This is a genomic window from Gordonia sp. BP-119 (genome assembly GCF_016924115.1).
Classification (GTDB): domain Bacteria; phylum Actinomycetota; class Actinomycetes; order Mycobacteriales; family Mycobacteriaceae; genus Gordonia; species Gordonia hongkongensis.
The window spans coordinates 174,457-190,068 of the sequence record NZ_JAFFZF010000002.1 but is presented as its reverse complement, the minus strand read 5'-3'; the positions used below and the strand labels follow the sequence as shown (position 1 = coordinate 190,068).

The window sequence follows — 15,612 nt, the reverse complement described above, 5'->3', positions numbered from 1 at the left end:
GGCGGGTTCGACCGCCCGGGGATACACAGCGCGACATGTCAGGGGGGACGTGTGGTCACGACGACGGAGGGCTTTGTGCGTCGCCCGCGCATCACGCCCCCACGCACGCCCGGAGGCGAGGTCAACATCCAGGCGCCGCCGGATGTGCCGCGGGTGGTGCCCGGCGGCCTCCTGATGAAACTGCTGCCGGTGGTGATGGTCGTCGCCGTCGTCGGCATGGTGGCACTGATGGTCGTCACCGGTGGGCGCAACATCCTGACCAACCCGCTGTTCATGATGTTCCCGCTGATGATGCTGATGTCGATGTTCGGCATGTTCGCCGCCGGCGGCCGTGGCGGGGGCAAACGCGCCGGAGAACTCAACGAGGAACGCAAGGACTACTTCCGCTATCTCGGCCAGCTGCGCGGCCAGGTCTTCGAGACCGTCGACAACCAGCGCGCGGCACGCACCTGGAGCCACCCGGACCCGCGTGCGCTGCTCGACGTGATCGGCAGCAGGCGCATGTGGGAACGCCGCCCCAGCGACGCCGACTTCGCCCATGTGCGCGTCGGGGTGGGTGTCCAGCGACTCGCCACGCGGCTCATGCCGCCGGAGACCGGGCCCCTCGAGGACATCGAGCCGGTGTCGATGGTGGCCCTGCGCCGGTTCGTGCGCACGCACTCCGCGGTGTACCGCCTGCCCACCTCGATCTCGCTGCGCGGCTTCCCGGCCATCAACATCGAGGGTGCGCGGCAGGAGACCCGCGAACTCATCCGGTCGATGGTCGTGGAGCTGTGTGCGTTCCACGGTCCCGATCATCTGCACATCGGCATCGTGACCGGTGATCCGGCGGGGGAGGCCTGGGACTGGGCGAAATGGCTTCCGCACGTGGGACATCCGACGCTGCGCGACGGCGTCGGGGCGATGCGGATGATCTATCCGACGCTGGCGGACCTCGAGAACTCGATGGCCGCGGACCTCCTCGAGCGCGGCCGGTTCAGCCGGTCGGCGCCGCCGAACGCCAACCGCGCACACCTCGTGGTGATCATCGACGACGGTTACGTCGTCGGCGACGAGCGGATCATCAACGACGCCGGCATGGAAGGCGTCACGATCCTCGACCTGACCGCGCCGCCGGACGGTCTCGCGGTGCGGCGCGGGCTGCAACTCGTCGTGCGCGGGGGCAAGGTCTCCGCGCGCAGTGCCGCCGGCGTCGAGGAGTTCGCCGACATGGACTCGTTGACGATTCCCGAGGCGGAGGCGATCGCCCGGCGCATGGCGCGCTACCGGCTGGCCACCGCGGCGACGCTGGCCCACCTCGAGTCCGAGGCGACCTCGGCCGACCCCGGCCTGCCCGCGCTGCTGGGCATCGACGACGCCGCACGCTTCGATCCGGCGACGGCCTGGCGCGGTCGTACCGGCCGGGAGCGCCTGCGCGTGCCGATCGGTTACACGCCGACCGGCGCGCCCGTGGAGATCGACATCAAGGAGAGCGCGCACGGCGGCATGGGTCCGCACGGGCTGTGCATCGGCGCCACCGGATCGGGGAAGTCGGAGTTCCTGCGCACGCTGGTCCTGGCGATGCTGGCGACTCATTCGCCGTCGGAGCTGAATCTCGTGCTCGTCGACTTCAAGGGCGGCGCGACGTTCCTGGGCCTGGAATCCGCGCCGCACGTCGCCGCGATCATCACGAACCTCGAGCAGGAACTCTCGATGGTCGACCGGATGAAGGACGCGCTCTCGGGCGAGATGAACCGGCGCCAGGAGGTGTTGCGGGCGGCGGGCAACTACGCCAACGTCGCCGACTACGAGCGCGCCCGCGCCTCGGGGGTGCGCCTCGATCCGCTGCCGGCGCTTTTCATCGTCGTCGACGAGTTCTCCGAACTGCTCTCGCAGAAGCCCGATTTCGCCGAACTGTTCGTCGCCATCGGTCGTCTGGGTCGCTCGCTGCACATCCATCTGCTGCTCGCCTCGCAGCGGCTGGAAGAGGGCAAGCTGCGTGGCCTGGACTCGCACCTGTCCTATCGGATCGGCCTGAAAACGTTCTCCGCCAACGAGTCCCGCTCGGTTCTCGGTGTTCCCGACGCCTATCACCTGCCGAGCGTCCCGGGTTCGGCATACCTCAAGTGCGATTCGGCGGACCCGATCAGGTTCAACACCTCCTACGTGTCGGGGGCCTACTACTCGCCGACGGTCACGGAGTCGGCCGATCCGACGACCACGGCGTCATCGCGTCGCGGAAACCTCAAGGTGTTCACCGCACTTCCGGTGCCGCTGGACGAGGGCGCGTCGCGTTCGCTGCTCGACCAGGCCGAGAGCCTGCTCGACGAGGAACCGCCGGCACCCGAGGCGCCCACCGAGTTCGAGCCGGTCTCGGCGCAGGTGCCCACGCTCATGGAGACCATCGTCGAACGCATGGAGCACGCGGGCCCGCCGGCTCACCGCGTGTGGCTGCCGCCGCTGGACGACTCGCCCACCGTGGAACATCTTCTCGGCGAGCGGGACTGGTCCCACCCGGCGGTGCCGGGGCATCTCACGGTTCCGATCGGCGTCGTCGATCGGCCCTACGACCAGCGACGCGACCCGCTCGTCATCGACCTCGCGGGGGCCGCGGGCAACGTGGCGGTGGTCGGCGGTCCGCAGTCGGGCAAGTCGACGACGCTGCGCACGATCATCATGTCGGCCGCCGCGTCCCACACGCCCGAACAGGTGCAGTTCTACTGTCTGGACTTCGGCGGCGGCAGTCTGGCCGGTCTCGCCGGCCTCCCGCATGTCGGCTCGGTCGCCTCGCGCGGCGACATGGACGCGGTCCGCCGTACGGTCGCCGAGGTGGCGGCCGTGGTCCGGTCGCGCGAACTGCTGTTCACGCGGCTGGGCATCGAGTCGATGCGCGACTACCGGTCCCGCCGGGAAGCGTGGTTCCGGTCCGGCGTCACCTCGCCGGCGTCGGACCCGCTGGCGCAGGACCGGTTCGGCGACGTGTTCCTCGTCCTCGACGGCATGAACGTGCTGCGGACCGAACTGGAATCGCTCGAGGAACAGATCACCGCGATCGTGGCCCAGGGGTTGAGCTACGGCGTCCACGTCATGGTCACCGCATCCCGGTGGGCCGAGGTGCGCCCGGCGGTCCGCGATCTCATGGGTACCCGGATCGAGCTGCGGCTGGGCGACCCGATGGATTCCGACATGGGTCGTCGCGCCGCCGCCCTGGTCCCGCAGAACCGACCCGGTCGCGGCCTGACCGGGCAGGAGCTGCACATGCTGATCGCGCTGCCCCGGCTCGATTCCGTCAGCAGTGCCGAGTCGTTGCCCGCGGGCGTCGCCCAGTCGGTCGAGAAGCTCACCGCCGCCTATCCGGGCCGCTCGGCGATGGCCGTGCGCAAGCTGAGCACCGCGATCGACTACGCATCGGTGCAGCGCGCGGTTGCCGCCGCCGGGCTGACGCTGGCACCCAATCAGGTGGCGATCGGTGTCGGCGAGCTCGAACTCGCCCCGGTGGTCCTCGATTTCACCGCCCAACCGCATTTCATGGCGTTCGCCGACGTCGAGCACGGCAAGACCAACCTGCTGCGGACGATCGTCACCGGGCTGGTCGCGGGTGCCACACCCGAGCAGGTGCGCATCGTCTTCGTCGACTACCGCCGCACGATGCTGGGGATCATCGACGGCGATCATCTCGCCGGCTACGCGAGTTCGCCCGACCGCGCGGCGTCGATGATGACGGAGCTGGCGGCGTATCTGAAGAACCGGATGCCACCCGAGGACGTGACCGTCCAGCAACTGCGGGACCGCACCTGGCTCGAGGGCCAGCCCGAGGTGTACGTGGTGGTCGACGACTACGACATGGTCGTCACCTCGACCGGCAATCCGATGCTGCCGATCGTCGAACTGGCCTCCCATGCGCGCGACATCGGGCTGCACATCGTGCTCGCCCGACGTTCCGGCGGCCTCGGTCGGGCGATGTTCGATCCGCTGATCGCGCGCCTCAAGGACCTGTCGTCGGACATCCTGCTGATGAGCGGTGACCGGGACGAGGGATTCATCACCGGCCGGTCGAGGATGCAGACGCTGGTGCCCGGCCGCGGCGAACTGGTGTCGCGCGTCCGGCCGCAGGAGATGATCCAGGTCGCCCATCTCCCGATCGGCGACTAGGGGTGGGTCGGGCCGGATGACACAGCCGGGCGAGGTGCAACCGATCGGCGACGGGATCCGTCCGATGGTGGTCGATCTCGCGTTCGGGACGCCGCTGGCCCATGACCCGGAGCACGGGCTGCGCCGGGTGGATCGCGATGTGCGGCCGCTGCTCGAGTCGGTGGACCAGATGAGTGTCGTGGTCGACGGTCGGCGCGAACACCTGCGGCAGGTGTGGCGGCGGGTCTTCGCCGGCCTCGACTTGCCCGCGGGCCGACCCCTCGTCGTCGGGCACCCGAGCACCTGGGGACCCCGTCGGGCATCGACGCTCGCCGACCTCGGCGACGGCCGCGCGCCGGTGGCACTCCTACCGCGGGCGGTGCTCGTCGCGCGCAGTCACGCCGACCTCACCGTGCGGCGGTGCGCCGTCGTCGAGACCACACATCTCCCGCGGCCGCCCGCCGATCCCGGCCACCCGCGACCGGCGTGGTGGGACGTGCAGATCGTCGGACGCGGTCCGGACGGCTGGGTGATCGAGCGCTCCGGGCTCATCCGTCCCGGCGCCGACCGTGCGCCGCGCTCCTCGCCGAACGCGGACGGCCTCGACGTCATCGACGACTCGGTCGAGGCGGTGTTCGTCGACGGGGACCGCCCGGACGAGGTGTCCGCGGCGATCGGCGTCATCGCCGGGCACGCGGTCGCGGGACGCGTGGTCGCCGTCGACCGCGAGCTCGTGGTCCGGCTCGGCCACCGCACCGGCGGTGCGGACGAGGACACGATGGCCCCGGGCGCCGATCCCGGACCCTCGCTCCCGGTCGGCGCCACCCGGCGCCGGTCGGGGACGCTGCTCGCCGCGGCGGTGATGGCGATCCTGGTCGTGAGCGGTGCGATCGGGGTGGGACTCTGGCAGCGCGGCACCGCACCGGACGCGGCGTCGACGGAGGTCGGCCTCGGGCGTGCGACGCTGGCGGTGCCCGGCGACTGGCGGCAGTCCGAACAGCGGACCCCGAGCGGTTCGGCCGACGACCCCTCGACCACTCGCGCGGTGTTCGTCGATCCCGACGACGGCCGGCGCATCATCGCCGTCCTCACCGAGGTGCGCGCCGGCTCCACCCGGGAATCGGTCGCGGGGAGCCTGCGCAACCGGATCGAGCAGCGCGGCGACGACGTCGTCACCGAGTTCTCCGCCGCCACCCGGTTCGGCGGGCGGGACGTGATCGGCTACCGCGAGTCACCGGCCTCGGGCGGCGCGATCCGCTGGTACGTCGTGGTCGACGATGGTCTGCAGGTCTCGATCGGCTGTCAGGCGGGTACCGCGGCCGAATCCGCCGACGACGAGTGCGCGGCGGCGGTGCGGTCGGTCCGGGTGTCGCCGTCGTCGTGAGGCCGAGTCCGTTTTGACCCTGACCAGCGCGGTCGCGTAGCCTGGATCGCTGGTGCTCGGCGCCCGGCGCACAGCTGTGTGTCCAGGTCAGCGGAGGCCCGGGTCCCCACTGGTCGCCGGGAACAACCTCTGCCGTGCACCCGACCAGCATCCATTCGACAAGAGTTGAGGACAACTGTGCCTACCTACACCCCGAAGGCCGGTGACATCACGCGTACGTGGCATGTCATCGACGCCGAGAACGTGGTGCTCGGCCGGCTGGCCGTGCAGGTCGCGAACCTGCTTCGCGGCAAGCACAAGCCGACCTACGCCCCGCACATGGACGGCGGCGACTTCGTCGTCATCATCAACGCGGAAAAGGTCGCGCTGACCAGCAACAAGGCTGATCGCAAGCTGAACTACACCCACTCGGGGCACCCCGGTGGCCTGAAGTCCCGCACCACCACCGAGCTGCTCGCAACCTACCCCGAGCGGGTCATCGAGAAGGCCGTCAAGGGCATGCTGCCGTCGACCAAGCTCGGCCGCGCCATGGCCTCGAAGCTGAAGGTCTACGCCGGCCCGAACCATCCGCACGCGGCCCAGCGCCCCGTCCCCTTCGAGATCAAGCAGGTGGCCCAGTGAGCAACGAGAACATCAACGACGCCGTCGAGGCCGTCGACGAGGCTGCCGTCGAGGTCGTGGAGGCCGTCGAGGTCGCCGCTGACGACTACGACGCCGCTGTCGTCGAAGAGGTCCGCGAGCCGGTCGTCATCGACCGTCCGATCCAGACCGTCGGCCGCCGCAAGGAGGCCGTCGTCCGCGTTCGCCTGGCGCCGGGTTCCGGTGAGTTCACCCTCAACGGCCGTTCGCTGGAGGACTACTTCCCCAACAAGGTGCACCAGCAGCTGATCAAGGCCCCGCTGGTCACCGTCGAGCGCACCGAGTCGTTCGACATCTACGCCAAGCTCGTCGGCGGCGGCCCCTCGGGCCAGGCCGGCGCGCTGCGTCTCGCCATCGCGCGTGCGCTCATCGAGGTCACCCCGGAGGATCGTCCCGCCCTGAAGAAGGCCGGCTTCCTCACCCGTGACCCGCGTGCGGTCGAGCGCAAGAAGTACGGCCTCAAGAAGGCCCGCAAGGCGTCGCAGTACTCCAAGCGCTGATCTTGGCACGCCTTTTCGGAACCGACGGCGTCCGAGGCCTGGCCAACGACGAGCTCACCCCCGAGCTCGCGTTGCGCCTGGCCTCGGCCGCCGCGGTCGTTTTCGCAGAGAGTTCGGCGACCGATTCGCACCGGCGTCCGCGCGCGGTCGTCGGACGTGATCCGCGCGCATCCGGCGAGATGCTGGAAGCCGCGGTGTGTGCGGGGCTCGCCGCCACCGGAGTCGACGCCATCTGCGTCGGCACCGTGCCGACCCCGGCGGTCGCCTTCCTGACCGCGGACTACCACGCCGACTTCGGCGTGATGATCTCCGCGTCGCACAACCCCATGCCCGACAACGGGATCAAGTTCTTCTCCGGCGGCGGGCACAAGCTCGACGACGCTGTCGAGGACCGCATCGAAGCGACCATGGACGGCGAGTTCATCCGCCCGATCGGGGCTGCGGTGGGCCGGATCGTCGCTGCGCCGGACGCCGGCGACCGCTACCGGCGCCACCTCGCACAGGCCGTCGACACCCGCCTCGACGGATTGACCGTGGTCGTCGACTGCGCGCACGGCGCGGCGTCGGAGCTCGCTCCGCAGGTCTACGCCGACGCCGGGGCGACGGTCATCGCGATCCACGCCGAGCCGGACGGCCTCAACATCAACGCCGACTGCGGGTCCACGCACATGGACAAGTTGCAGGCGGCCGTGCTCGAGCACGGAGCCGACCTCGGACTCGCTCACGACGGTGACGCAGACCGCTGTCTCGCAGTCGATTCCACGGGTCAGATCGTCGACGGCGATGCCATCATGGCCGTGCTGGCGACGTCCCTGAAAGACCAGGGCAAGCTCCACGACGATGTGCTCGTCGCGACCGTCATGAGCAATCTCGGACTGCACATCGCCATGCGCGAGGCCGGGATCACCGTGCACACCACCGGGGTCGGGGACCGGTACGTCCTCGAGGAACTACGGCGGGGTGGTTATTCGATCGGCGGGGAACAGTCCGGTCACATCGTCGTCCCGGGTTCGGGCACGACGGGTGACGGCATCCTGACCGGGCTGATGCTGATGGCGCGGATGGCCGCCACGTCGACGCGGCTCGCCGACCTGGCCGGCATCGTGACGGTGCTGCCGCAGGAGCTCATCAACGTGCGCGTCGGCGACAAACACGCAGTGGCCCAATCGCAATCGGTGAAAGAAGCGGTCGTGGCCGCCGAAGCCGAACTGGGGGAGACCGGTCGCGTCCTGCTGCGTCCGTCGGGAACCGAGCAACTCGTCCGCGTGATGGTCGAAGCCGCGACCGCCGATCAGGCGCTGGCGGTGGCCGGCCGTCTGGCCGACGTCGTCCAGGGGGCCGGGGCATGACCGGTGGGGCACCGCGCGCGGTCCTGTTCGACTTCTCCGGCACCCTGTTCCGCTTCGAGGCGCGCGACGAGTGGTTCGCCGACCTGCGCGACGACTCCGGTGCCGAGTTCGACCGCGACCGTCAGGCGGACATCATCCGGCGCATGGTCGCACCCGTCGGTCTGCCCGACGGCGTCGTCGGTGCCGACCAGGATGCCTGGGAACGTCGTGATCTCGACCCGGCGCTGCATCGGACCGGTTACCTGGCGTTGCTGCGCACGGTCGGGATGAGCAATGCCGACCACGCGAACGCTCTCTACAACCGGGTGCTCGACCCGTCCTCGTGGGTTCCGTTCGCCGACACCGTCGCGGTGCTGCAGAAGCTCGGTGCGGCAGGGGTTCCGGTCGGCATCGTCAGCAACATCGCCTTCGACCTGCGCAAGGTCCTGGCCCTGCACGGCGTCGAGGACCTCGTCGCCGCGTTCGCGCTGTCGTACGAGGTCGGGGCGATCAAACCCGACCCCCGGATCTTCCGCGCCGCGCTCGACCCGCTCGGCGTGCCGGCCGATGAGGTGCTGATGGTCGGGGACAGCGAGACCGCCGACGGCGGGGCGCGCGCCCTCGGCTGCGCGTTCGCGCTGGTCCACGACGTCCCGGCCGCCGACCGGCCCACCGCTCTGCTCGACGCCGTGACCTCGAACGGCATCGAACTGCCCGACTGAGCGCTCGTCTGATGCCGCTCTGGCGCCTCGTGCCTCCGTACGCGACAATTCCCTGCGTGTCCGGAGAAGTCCCGGGAACCGACGGCCGCTGCCGTGCGTCCAAGAATGCAGGCCGCGCGGACGGGATCGCGGTGAACTGGTGGGCGCACGTCGGGGAGGGGTGACATGAACGGCAACGGTGCGGACGGTGTCGGGTCGCGCCCGATCTCGATGGACACCGCCGCGGTGTCCGCGGTGTCGGCGTACTACCGCAGGTCCTCGCTGGTGCTGTCGGCGGTCGCCGACGATCTGGCCGCACACGACTTCGGGACCTGGGCTCGGGAGTCGATCGCAGCAGACGGGAACCCGGTCGCCTTCGGGCCGTCGGCCGCGGCGTACGCCGAGATGAGCGCGACGCTGTCGCGCCGGTTACGGGTGCAGGCCACGGCCGCTGCGGCGCTCGCTGACACTCTCCGTAACAGTGCGCTGACCATGGCGGACGGGGATCGGCGCGTGGCGGGCGAGATCTCGCGAGCGCTGCCGCCTTCGGAGGTGGACGTCCGGTGAGGCGCGGCGCGGACTCGCTGTCGGTGCTGAGGTCCGACGCCCGGGGTGGCGTCGAGACGTTGATCGAACTCGTGGCGGCCGGGCGTCTGATGGGGGTCGCCGCCCCCGACGATGTCACCCTCCGCAACGGACTCCGCGTGGTCGACGGATTCGACATCGCGGCCTTGTCCGCGGACAGCCGCGCCCTGGTGTCGGCGCACCGGGCCGTGTCCGAACAACTCCACCATCTCCCCGAACAGCAGGTCCGCCTCGACGACGGCTGGAACAGCGAGTCCGCGGCCGTCGCCCTCACGACGGTCATCGACCATCAGCGTCGCGCCGAATCGGATCTGCACATCCTGCGCACGCTCACCGACGCCACCTCGGCCGCGGCGTCGGGCATCGACCGCCTGCTGCGCACCTTCTATCTGGCCGTCGCCCGGTTGTCGGCACCGACCGCGGCCGGGGTGCTGCCGGCGGAACTGCCGCAGGCGGTGCTCACCGGTCGCGTGCCGATCGGGGTGGCGGTCGAGGACATCTCGTCCCGGCTGGCCCTGTTCAGCACCTCGCTCGAGACGACGACCCGCGGGATCGTCGGAATCCTCGACCTCCTGAACCGGTCCGTCGACGGCATCGACGACGAGGCTTATCCGGTCGACGCCGGGCCCCCGGGCGCCGTCCCGGTCGTGTCGCCGGGATCACCGTCCGCGGCGGCACCGGCGCAGACCGTCGCCGCGCCCGCACCGGGACCCCAGACCTGGATGGCCGAATCGACCACCGATGCCCGACCGGCGGAAACCGGGGCGGCGACCGCCGCGGCACGATCAGAGCCCCCGGTGTCGATGTCAGGTGTCGCCGCGTCCGAGCCCCCGGCGTCCGTACGGTCGTCGGAGCCCGACGAGTCGGCGCGCGCATCCCGCGACGACGGCGTCGACGTCCCGTTCCGGCTGGGCGGCGCCGAGGGACACGACGCGCCCGTCGCGTCGGGGCCGACGGCATCGGCCACCGTCGAGGCGGCAACCGGGGCGGTCGCCGAAACCGAAGCCGCGGAACCGAATCGGTCGGAACAGAATCGGTCGGGGCCGGAACCGGAGGCATCGCCGGACCGATCGTCGGGTGATCTGGCGTTGGCGGGTGACCAGTGAACCTCGCCGACCAGATCGAGGCCCTCGCCCGCACCGCGACCGCCGGCGTCGCGGAGGCGTCACACGTGTTCTCCGCTCGACAGCGGGACCTCGAACTCGCCATGGACGAGCATCGCCGCAACGCGGTGCGGTCGGAGACGCAGCAGCTCCGGGACGAGCTCGAGAACGCCGCCGACGCCGCGGACGCCACCCCGGGCATCATGTTGCCGGCCGACGTGGCCGACGCCAGTCCCCATCTGCCGCCGCGCAACACATAGGCTGTCTGCTGTGCCAGGCAAGAAGCAGCAGAAGCCGACGCAGTCGCCCGCGAAGCTGATGAAGGCGCTCGCCCGACGCGGCCCCCATCGCGTGTTGCGCGGCAACCTCGGGATCGTCGGGACCCCGGGTGTCGTGTTCACTCCCGCCGAGGGCGAACGACTCCCCGCCATCGCGTTCGGGCACGGGTGGATGACGTCGGTCGAGCGCTACCGCGACCTGTGCCACCACCTCGCGTCCTGGGGCATCGTCGTCGCCGTCCCGGCGGGTCAGCGAGGCGTGCTCGCGTCCGACGACACGATGGCCGCCCAGCTCCGTTCAGCGCTGTCGATCGTGACCCGGGTCCCGCTCGGCTTCGGCGAGATCACCGTCGACCCGCGCAAGATCGGGTTCGCCGGCCACGGCTTCGGTGCCGCCGCAGCGGTATTGGCCGCGTCGGAGGGCGTGCTGCACGGTCAGCCGCAACCGCCGGCCCGGGGGGTGGTCGCACTGTTCCCGGCGCCGACGACTGCGCAACTCCTGCCCGCGGCCCGCCGGGTGAGTGCTCCGGGACTCATCGTGTCGGCGATCGGCGAACTCGACACCATCGACGGCAACGCCCTGCCGCTGGCACAGGCGTACGGGTCGGAGTCGGCCGCCGATCCCCGTCCCGGTGTGGTGCTGCGTACCCCGCCGGCCGCGACGTCCCGCGGGCTGATCGAGCACCGGTCGATCAAATCACTCCTCGGCGGCAACGGCGCCGACAAGAAGACGCACACCGCCGCACGCGCCCTGACCACGGGATTCCTGCTGCACACCCTCGACGACGACAGCCGGTACAAGGCCTTCGCCGACGCCGACACCGAGCTCGGCAAGGTGCCCGCGGTGGACCTCGACGATCCGCCGGAGATCCAGGACAAGATCGCCAAGTTGCTCGGCGCGAAAGAACGCAAACGCCGCCGCGCGGCGAGCCCGGTGCCGTCCCGGGCCCCGAACGCGGTGGTGCCCGACACCATTGAGTGACGTCCGTGCCGCGGCACCCGACGGCGGCCTGCTGTGACCCCCGCTCGGCACCCGACGCGCCGCGCTGCCGCCCGCGCGTCCGCAGGTACCCTGACTAGCTATGTGTGGAATCGTGGGATACGTGGGGCGGCGCGATGCCCTGGACATCGTCGTCGACGCGTTGCGGCGGATGGAATACCGCGGGTACGACTCGGCGGGCGTCGCGATCCTCGACGGTGAGGGAAGCACTGCGATCCAGAAGAAGGCACTCCGGCTGGAGAACCTCGAGAAGCAGATCGCCACGGTCGGGCGCGAGTCGCTGTCGGGCACGACCGGGATCGGACACACGCGGTGGGCCACGCACGGCAAGCCGACCGATCGGAACGCGCATCCGCACGCCAGTGACGACGGCAAGCTCGCCGTCGTCCACAACGGCATCATCGAGAACTACGCCGAGCTACGCGCCGAACTCGAGGACGACGGCATCGAGTTCGTGTCCGAGACCGACACCGAGACCGCCGTGCACCTCGTGTCGAAGTACTACGCGTTCGGGCCGACCGCCGGCGACTTCGTGGCGAGCGCGTATGCGGCGCTGCGTCGCCTCGAAGGTGCGTTCACGCTCGTGTTCACCCATGCCGACCACGCGGACACCATCGTCGCCGCGCGGCGGTCGACCCCGCTCGTGGTGGGTGTCGGGCAGGGCGAGATGTTCCTCGCGTCGGACGTCACGGCCTTCATCGAACACACCCGGGACGCGGTCGAGCTCGGCCAGGACGAAGTCGTGGTGATCACCGCCGACTCGTACACGGTCACCGACTTCGACGAGAACGCCCGGGACGGCAAGCCGTTCCACATCGACTGGGATCTCGCGGCCGCGGAGAAGGGCGGCTACGACTTCTTCATGCTCAAGGAGATCGCCGAGCAGCCGCGCGCGATCGCCGACACCCTCCTCGGGCACCTGCAGAACGGTCGCATCGTGCTCGACGAGCAACGCCTGACCGACGACGATCTGCGCGACGTCGACAAGGTGTTCGTGGTGGCCTGCGGCACCGCCTACCACGCCGGGCTGCTCGCCAAGTACGCGATCGAGCACTGGACGCGCCTCCCGGTCGAGATCGAACTCGCCAGTGAGTTCCGCTACCGCGACCCGGTTCTCGACCGGTCGACCCTGGTGGTGGCCATCTCGCAGTCCGGTGAGACCGCCGACACGCTCGAGGCGGTCCGGCACGCGAAGGACCAGAAGGCACGCGTCCTCGCGATCTGCAACACCAACGGGGCACAGATCCCCCGGGAATCCGACGCGGTTCTCTACACCCACGCGGGCCCCGAGATCGGCGTCGCGTCGACGAAGTGCTTCCTCGCGCAGATCGTCGCCGCCTATCTCGTGGGGCTCGCGCTTGCGCAGGCACGCGGCACGAAGTACGCCGACGAGGTCGCCCGCGAGTTCGCGGCCATCGAGGCGATGACCGACTCGGTCGCGCAGGTGCTGGACACGATGGAGCCGGTCCGGGAGCTGGCGCGTTCGCTGGCGCACCACAACACGGTGCTGTTCATCGGCCGGCATGTCGGGTATCCGGTGGCGCTCGAGGGCGCTCTCAAACTCAAGGAACTCGCGTACATGCACGCCGAGGGGTTCGCGGCCGGCGAGCTCAAGCACGGGCCGATCGCGCTGATCGAGGACGGGCTCCCGGTGATCACGGTCATGCCCTCGCCGGACGGCCGCGCCGTGCTGCACTCGAAGATGGTCAGCAACATCCGCGAGATCCAGGCCCGCGGAGCCCGCACGATCGTCATCGCCGAGCCCGACGACGCGGCCGCCCGTGCCGTCGCCGACGAGTTCATCCCCATCCCGAAGACGCCGACGCTCCTGCAACCGCTGGTCTCGACCGTGCCGCTGCAGGTGTTCGCGGCGAGCGTCGCCCAGGCCCGTGGCTACGACGTCGACAAACCGCGGAACCTGGCCAAGTCGGTGACCGTCGAATAGCGGTTCCGCATGCCGATCCGGTACCTGACGGCCGATGAGGTCCGCGCCGCCGAGCGGGCGACGGGGAACCTGCTCACCGACGGCGTCCTGATGCGCCGGGCGTCGCACGGCGTCGCCCGGGTGATCGCGGCAGAGCTGAGCCGGACCGGCGGATGTTATGGACGGCCGGTCGGGCTGGTCGTCGGTGCGGGGGACAACGGCGGCGACGCGCTGTTCGCCGGTGCCGAGCTGTGCCGCCGCGGCGTGCGGGTCGACGCGGTCCTGCTCGCCCCGGACCGCGCCCACGCCGCCGGGCTGCGGGCATTCCGCGCCGCCGGCGGACGGATCGGCGAGCGGCTACCCGACGGCCTCGAGGTGATCGTCGACGGCGTGGTCGGACTCGGTGGCCAGGGGCCGCTGCGGGCGAACGCCGCCGAGGTCTTCGCGGCGGTCGGTCCGGAAACCACCGTCATCGCGGTCGACCTGCCGTCGGGCGTCGACGCCGACACCGGTGAGGTCCACGACCCGGCGGTCCGTGCCGACATCACCGTCACCTTCGGGGTCCTACGCCGCGCCCACCTGCTCGCCGCCCCACAGTGCGGGCGGGTCGTCCTCGTCGACATCGGCCTCGATGACGCCGGCCTCGGTGACCCCGCCGATTCGGCGCTCGCCACCTTGACCGACGACGAGATCGATTGGCCGACACCGGGTCCCGGGGACGACAAGTACACGCAGGGGGTGGTCGGGGTGATCGCCGGGTCGCATCGGTACCCCGGTGCGGCCGTCCTCGCCACCGGCGCGGCGGTGACCGCGACCTCCGGAATGACCCGGTTCGTCGGCTCCGCCCACGCCGAGGTGGTGGCGCAGTGGCCGGAGGTCGTCGCCACGCCCGACCTCGCCGGTGCCGGACGCGTGCAGGCGTGGGTCCTCGGCCCCGGCATGGGTACCGACGATGCGGCGGCGACGAGCCTGCGCACCGTCCTGGACACGGATCTGCCGGTCCTGGCCGACGCCGACGCGCTCACCCTGATAGCCCGCGACCCGGGCCTTGTCGACGGACGGACGGCACCGACGCTGCTGACCCCGCACGCCGGCGAATTCGCCCGCTTGACCGGTACCGAACTGGGCGCCGACCGTCTGACCGCCGTCTCCGGTCTCGCCGCGCGGTGGGGCGTCACGGTGCTGCTCAAGGGACGTATCACGCTGGTCGCCGACCCGACGGGTCACGTCCTGGGCAACGACGCGGTGTCGTCGTGGGCGGCGACCGCCGGGGCCGGCGACGTCCTGTCGGGGATCGCCGGGGCCCTGCTCGCCGCCGGGAGGTCGCCGCTGGTCGCCGGTGCGTCCGCGGCGCGCGTCCACGCCCGGGCGGCGCAGCTCGCGAGTGGCGGCGCGCCGATCGGGGCGTCGACGCTGCTGGCGGCGCTGCGGCCGGCGATCCGTGAGTTCACCACGCCGCCAGCGCGAACGCGAGCGGGTACAGCGCCGTCAGCACGCTGAACGCGGTGACCGACGACAGCACGATCGCGTCGGCGATGACGCCCGGGCGCCGAAAGGCGCCGTGCCAGACCCGCTGGACGAACGACACGACGAGACCCGCGCAGGCGACGATCGTCGCGAGTACTCCCACGCCGAAGGCGACGAGAGCCGCGACCCCGTACCCGTCGGCGGGTTCGCCCGCCATGGCGTGCCCGAGGGCGAGAAGGAAGAGCACCGCGGCCGTGGCGAACGCCACCCACCCGATGGTGTTGGCGGCCCACGACGTCAGCGATGCGCGCAGGCCCGGCCGACCGGGAGGCGCGGGCGGGACGACCGGGTCGACGGGCACGAAGCCGGCGGGCGTGAAGCCGGCGAGGTCGTGGGCTGGGCGCACGAGGCCGACCGGGGTGAGAACGGCGGGGTCCTGCGGATTCGAGTTCGTGTACATGGTGACTTCCGGTGGATGCGGCGGTTCGGGATCAGCGTCGGGGTCCACTCAACCGTCCTGCCCGACGCCGCACATCGGTGTGACTACTCAGACCATCTCCGCAGAACGACGCGCACCTCACGCCGGAGGCAGC

General features: G+C 71.0%; 13 protein-coding genes. 12 read left to right on the top strand and 1 reads right to left on the bottom strand.

What is annotated here, in order from left to right; genetic code table 11:
• The first annotated feature begins 51 nt into the window (after window positions 1–51).
• The 12 genes from eccCa to JW364_RS02125 all read left to right on the top strand — a co-directional run bounded on the left by eccCa (window position 52) and on the right by JW364_RS02125 (window position 15,052).
• Complete coding sequence (gene eccCa / locus JW364_RS02180; RefSeq protein ID WP_068970163.1) at window positions 52–4,131, top strand: type VII secretion protein EccCa; 4,080 nt, start codon at window positions 52–54, stop codon at window positions 4,129–4,131.
• 16 nt (window positions 4,132–4,147) lie between these two features.
• On the top strand, window positions 4,148–5,494 hold the full coding sequence (locus JW364_RS02175; RefSeq protein WP_065629914.1) for a type VII secretion-associated protein: 1,347 nt from the start codon (window positions 4,148–4,150) through the stop codon (window positions 5,492–5,494).
• A 177-nt stretch (window positions 5,495–5,671) separates the two neighbouring features.
• Entirely contained in the window at window positions 5,672–6,115 is a 444-nt protein-coding gene (gene rplM, locus JW364_RS02170; RefSeq protein WP_058250710.1) for a 50S ribosomal protein L13, read from the top strand.
• Window positions 6,112–6,633, top strand: coding sequence for a 30S ribosomal protein S9 (gene rpsI / locus JW364_RS24395; protein ID WP_065629913.1), 522 nt, complete (start codon window positions 6,112–6,114; stop codon window positions 6,631–6,633). The genes rplM and rpsI overlap by 4 nt, the downstream gene beginning before the upstream one ends.
• 2 nt (window positions 6,634–6,635) lie before the next feature.
• The gene (glmM, locus tag JW364_RS02160) at window positions 6,636–7,982 is read left to right on the top strand and encodes a phosphoglucosamine mutase (protein WP_068970164.1); all 1,347 of its coding nucleotides are present in this window, start codon (window positions 6,636–6,638) and stop codon (window positions 7,980–7,982) included.
• A complete protein-coding gene (locus JW364_RS02155) occupies window positions 7,979–8,683 on the top strand; it encodes an HAD family hydrolase (protein WP_068970165.1) in 705 nt (234 codons plus the stop codon). The genes glmM and JW364_RS02155 overlap by 4 nt, the downstream gene beginning before the upstream one ends.
• Window positions 8,684–8,848: 165 nt before the next feature.
• Window positions 8,849–9,229, top strand: a complete 381-nt coding sequence (locus JW364_RS02150; RefSeq protein ID WP_068970166.1) for a hypothetical protein — start codon at window positions 8,849–8,851, stop codon at window positions 9,227–9,229.
• Window positions 9,226–10,353, top strand: a complete 1,128-nt coding sequence (locus JW364_RS02145) for a hypothetical protein (protein WP_068970167.1) — start codon at window positions 9,226–9,228, stop codon at window positions 10,351–10,353. Before JW364_RS02150 ends, JW364_RS02145 begins: the two co-directional genes overlap by 4 nt.
• On the top strand, window positions 10,350–10,610 hold the full coding sequence (locus JW364_RS02140) for a hypothetical protein (protein WP_058250705.1): 261 nt from the start codon (window positions 10,350–10,352) through the stop codon (window positions 10,608–10,610). The genes JW364_RS02145 and JW364_RS02140 overlap by 4 nt, the downstream gene beginning before the upstream one ends.
• A 10-nt stretch (window positions 10,611–10,620) precedes the next feature.
• Complete coding sequence (locus JW364_RS02135; protein WP_068970168.1) at window positions 10,621–11,610, top strand: alpha/beta hydrolase; 990 nt, start codon at window positions 10,621–10,623, stop codon at window positions 11,608–11,610.
• A 100-nt stretch (window positions 11,611–11,710) separates the two neighbouring features.
• On the top strand, window positions 11,711–13,573 hold the full coding sequence (gene glmS, locus JW364_RS02130; protein ID WP_058250703.1) for a glutamine--fructose-6-phosphate transaminase (isomerizing): 1,863 nt from the start codon (window positions 11,711–11,713) through the stop codon (window positions 13,571–13,573).
• Window positions 13,574–13,582: 9 nt separating this feature from the next.
• Window positions 13,583–15,052 carry an NAD(P)H-hydrate dehydratase gene (locus JW364_RS02125; RefSeq protein WP_068970169.1) on the top strand — a complete coding sequence of 490 codons (1,470 nt, stop codon included), beginning with the start codon at window positions 13,583–13,585 and terminating at the stop codon, window positions 15,050–15,052.
• On the opposite strand, the gene JW364_RS02120 is transcribed toward JW364_RS02125, so the two are convergent.
• Complete coding sequence (locus tag JW364_RS02120; protein WP_242696987.1) at window positions 15,000–15,527, bottom strand: hypothetical protein; 528 nt, start codon at window positions 15,525–15,527, stop codon at window positions 15,000–15,002. The genes JW364_RS02125 and JW364_RS02120 overlap by 53 nt on opposite strands.
• Window positions 15,528–15,612: the final 85 nt, after the last annotated feature.

Coding starts and splice junctions, on each gene's coding strand:
- JW364_RS02175 (WP_065629914.1), top strand. CDS start 4,148: ATGACACAGCCGGGCGAGGTGCAACCGATCGGCGACGGGATCCGTCCG.
- JW364_RS02155 (WP_068970165.1), top strand. CDS start 7,979: ATGACCGGTGGGGCACCGCGCGCGGTCCTGTTCGACTTCTCCGGCACC.
- JW364_RS02150 (WP_068970166.1), top strand. CDS start 8,849: ATGAACGGCAACGGTGCGGACGGTGTCGGGTCGCGCCCGATCTCGATG.
- glmS (WP_058250703.1), top strand. CDS start 11,711: ATGTGTGGAATCGTGGGATACGTGGGGCGGCGCGATGCCCTGGACATC.
- JW364_RS02125 (WP_068970169.1), top strand. CDS start 13,583: ATGCCGATCCGGTACCTGACGGCCGATGAGGTCCGCGCCGCCGAGCGG.